This is a genomic window from Bartonella sp. AP58NXGY (genome assembly GCF_042195785.1).
Classification (GTDB): Bacteria; Pseudomonadota; Alphaproteobacteria; order Rhizobiales; family Rhizobiaceae; genus Bartonella.
In genome coordinates this window covers 326-573 of the sequence record NZ_JBHIOY010000401.1, presented here as the reverse complement: position 1 = coordinate 573, position 248 = coordinate 326, and the positions used below count along the sequence as shown (strand labels likewise).

Here is a 248-nt window from a genome sequence, read left to right as displayed (position 1 = left end):
AAGCAGATTCCATTTATCTTGAGGAAATCCGTAAGGCTGGTCTTTATGATGAAATTTGGCAAGCTTTTGCTGTCCTTCTTCCTGTCCAGACTGTTGGAGTGATGGGGGATAGTCGCACGTATGAATTTGTTTGTGCGCTTCGCGCGGTCACATCTGTCGATGGAATGACCGCTGATTTTTATCCCTATGATATGGCATTGTTGAGTAAGACAGCATCACGCATTATTAACGAAGTTAGAGGAATTAAT

General features: G+C 42.7%; 1 pseudogene. It reads left to right on the top strand.

Going from position 1 to position 248, the window contains the following annotated elements:
• A pseudogene (locus tag ACFINC_RS11670) lies at nucleotides 1-248 on the top strand (GMP synthase (glutamine-hydrolyzing)); the annotation flags it as partial.